Origin of the sequence: Pseudoalteromonas sp. S3431 (genome assembly GCF_000690035.1) — a bacterium.
GTDB classification, from domain to species: Bacteria; Pseudomonadota; Gammaproteobacteria; order Enterobacterales; family Alteromonadaceae; genus Pseudoalteromonas; species Pseudoalteromonas fuliginea.
The window spans coordinates 1-3472 of record NZ_JJNY01000141.1; the positions used below are offsets into that span (position 1 = coordinate 1).

Below are 3472 nucleotides of genomic sequence, written 5' to 3' on the forward strand. Positions count from 1 at the left end.
ATATAAGCAGATTGGTATTACTTTTTAGCTAATAAAGTAAGCTTACCCAATGTAACTATTGCTTGCTCAATTTGCGCGCTCCATTGCACACCATAACTTAACCTGACGCAGCTTTTATATTTATTAGAGGCCGAAAAAACAAGCCCAGGGGTAATACTAATACCGACCTCAAGCGCAAGTAAAAACAATGTTTGGCTATCGTACTCGCCTCCTAAATCTAGCCACATTACGCAGCCTCCTTTTGGATTGCTTATACGTGTGTTTTTTGGCATTGCTTGTTGTAAGCACCATCGCATACGCTCTTTATTATCGCGCAAGCGCTGCCTAAGTACTTTTAAATTTCGGTCGTACTCGCCGCTGGCAATAAATTCAGATAACGTCCATTGGTTTATTAAAGAAGCAGAGCAACTTAGCGCTCTTTTATATCGCCTTGCTTGCGTTGCAAATTTACCCGCAACTAACCAACCTACACGATAGCTCGGCGCTGCCGTTTTAGAAAAAGATGAGCAACTAATCACTAATCCTTTTTTAGAGTACGCTAAAGCAGGTGTGCCTCGTTTTGCCGTAAAATATAAATCGCCGTATACGTCATCTTCAATAAGCACTACGTCATGACTTTCAAGTAGCTCCACCAGCTGCTGTCTATTTGTATCAGGCATAAAGCTGCCCACAGGGTTGCTAATTGCTGTCGAGAATAAACACGCTTTTATGTCATGCTCATTTAAAGCGCGTTCCAAATCACTTAACCAAATACCATTATCTGGGCACAGTGGTATTTCGAGCGCTTTAAGCCCTAGGCTTTCTATTAACTCGATAATTCCGTGATAACAAGGCGTCTCAATAGCAACTACATCGCCAGGCTTTGTTACACATTTAAGCGCAATAGCCATGGCTTCTTGCGCACCATTGGTGATCACAAGCTCGTCCATATCAATGCCAATACCAAAATCTAAATAGCGATGCACCAATTGCTTTTTCAGCGGTACAAACCCATCTGTTGGCCCATAGTTAATAGCTTTACTGCCCGCAATTGTCATTACACGGCGCATGTTTCTGGCGAGTGCTTTATCGGTGGGTGCAGCAGCAATTGGATTAGCAATACCAAAAGGGACTACGTTAGCTTGATGAATCGCACTGTACACCTGCTCTATTAAGGCTTGTTTATTTACCACAACAGGCTCGCGACTTAATTTAACACGCTTAGGCAAATTGCGCGCCATGCTAACGACTTTTAAAAAATATCCCGATTTTTCACGTGCTTCTACTAACCCCTGATCTTCAAGTACTTGATACGCTTGTTTTACGGTAGGGATACTTATGTTTAAGTTATCTGCCATTTTGCGCAATGATGGAAGTTTTTCGCCAGGCAGTAAAACCTGTTGGGCACTCATATCTCTGATCAACTGAATAACTTGTTGATATAAAAAATCGTGCCCTTGGCTATTTTTTTGTCTTATCATCACACACCCAATCTGTATAGGTTACATTTTTACTTTTCTGTATATGGTAAGTATACAGATAGGTCTTAAAATAGCCATTCAATCGGGCTTTGGAGAGTAACCATGAAAAGTGCAGCGCTATACATTACAACCGTTTTAATTTGGGGTTCTACTTGGTTGGCCATCGAATTTCAACTGGGCGATATTGCGGTAGAGTTATCGTTATTTTATCGCTTTACTATTGCAGCGCTTTTGATGTGGTTATATGTAGCGTACAAAAAACCCGACATGCGATTTAAATTACTAGATCATGGCTTTTTTGTTTTATTAGCCATTTGTAATTTTGGATTAAACTATTTAATGCTTTACTGGGCGCAAAATTACTTAACCTCCGCAATGACCTCAATTGCCTTTTCAATGCTGCTGGTTATGAACATAGTTAACACTCGACTATTTTTTGGAAAGCCAATCTCAAAACGAATTTATACAGGTGCTGTACTCGCTGTGTTAGGTATTACGTGTCTGTTTTGGCCACAGTTACAGCAGTTCGACTTGAGTAATGGTGCGTTGGTCGGGTTACTACTTGCCCTTGGTGGCACCTTTGTGGCTTCATTAGGAAACATGGTAAGCGTTCGTAATTCTCGTAAGCAAATTGGTGTATTGCAAGGCAATGCATGGGGTATGTTATACAGCGCCATAGGCTTAGCTTTATATGTATTAATGAACGATGTGCAATTTAGTTTAAATGCTCCACCAAGTTACTGGTTATCACTACTTTACCTATCAATATTTGGCACCGTAATCGCTTTTGGGTGCTACTTTGCGCTGCTAAGAAATATAGGCCCTGAAAAAGCCAGCTACGTTATTGTTTTATTTCCATTAGTGGCAGTAACACTGAGTAGCTTTTTTGAAGGCTTTGAATGGCATGCAAATACCTTTGCAGGATTTAGCCTAGTGCTATTAGGTAACGCCATTGTGCTTACCCCAACAAAAAAAATTAATGCCTTTTTAGCAAATAGAGCAATAGCTAAAAGTGGCTCCGTCCCCAGTTAGACGCGTTATTTAACGCAACTAACGCAAAGCGCCTACAGTATGTAGGCGCTTTTTTTATTACCAATATAGTGAAAAAAATAAACTCATCATTGCAGTGCCATTGACTCGTTATAATAAACGCCATCATCAATGAACAATTTCAAATAATTTAAGCTGTTTTTTGATTATATATTTACCCACATTAGTAATTATCAATAACAGCAACTTTACTGATATAAAACATAGCCGCAAAGCATGAAGAAAAACACTTTAATCAAAATAATTTAATCTGAATAATTAGTCAAAAAAAACAAAGTAAAATGCATAAAAAAACCTAAGCAAGCACACAAGCCTTGCAAATATAGAGCAATAGGTATTTTGTTTTTTAAATAACTATTCAAAACACTTATTTAAAAAGTAAAATCGAACGTATTTAAAAGCTTTTCACATCAAAATAACTAATGCTTCACACTCAATTTTTATCGTTGTATTTTTAATCAGTTAACGTGCAAAATGCACTCGATTTCAACAGACAAACTCGGAGCAAGGTAATGAATCCAATTAATACATTAAACCAAACGGCATCTGCGCACATTGCAGTTAAACCAACTAACCGTAAAGCAAAAATGTTAGCTAAACTTAACACGATTGGTAAAAGACTAGCACTTAGCGGCGCAGCTCAATATAAATAATCACCCAACCATGATTATTTTTGCGGTGCAGCAAACACTCAACCACTAAATGAAGCCTCTTCTTTAGCTCCCACAGTTTGCTGCAACCTATTTATTATTCAAAAACTGCCTTAATTTCCCCTTATTTACAAAAAAAACCTCATTTACGTATATTTTTTAGGCAAACAGTCATTTTGCTATTTACACAGCGGTATCACCTAAGTATTATTCTGCGTCACGGAGAGATGGCAGAGTGGTCGAATGCACCGGTCTTGAAAACCGGCATGGGTTTATAGCCCATCTAGGGTTCAAATCCCTATCTCTCCACCA

3 protein-coding genes and 1 tRNA gene are annotated in these 3472 nt (G+C 38.7%); 3 read left to right on the forward strand and 1 reads right to left on the reverse strand.

Annotation, left to right across the window (positions count from 1 at the left end):
* Positions 1-17: 17 nt before the first annotated feature.
* Positions 18-1460, reverse strand: a complete 1443-nt coding sequence (locus tag DO88_RS00125; RefSeq protein ID WP_007377897.1) for an aminotransferase-like domain-containing protein — start codon at positions 1458-1460, stop codon at positions 18-20.
* Between the two features lie 102 nt (positions 1461-1562).
* Between DO88_RS00125 and DO88_RS00120 the strand changes: the two genes are divergently transcribed.
* The 3 genes from DO88_RS00120 to DO88_RS00115 all read left to right on the forward strand — a co-directional run bounded on the left by DO88_RS00120 (position 1563) and on the right by DO88_RS00115 (position 3472).
* The gene (locus tag DO88_RS00120) at positions 1563-2492 is read left to right on the forward strand and encodes a DMT family transporter (RefSeq protein ID WP_033041232.1); all 930 of its coding nucleotides are present in this window, start codon (positions 1563-1565) and stop codon (positions 2490-2492) included.
* Positions 2493-3022: 530 nt separating this feature from the next.
* The gene (locus DO88_RS19000) at positions 3023-3163 is read left to right on the forward strand and encodes a hypothetical protein (protein ID WP_198022424.1); all 141 of its coding nucleotides are present in this window, start codon (positions 3023-3025) and stop codon (positions 3161-3163) included.
* Positions 3164-3381: 218 nt separating this feature from the next.
* Positions 3382-3472: transfer RNA gene (locus DO88_RS00115), tRNA-Ser, on the forward strand.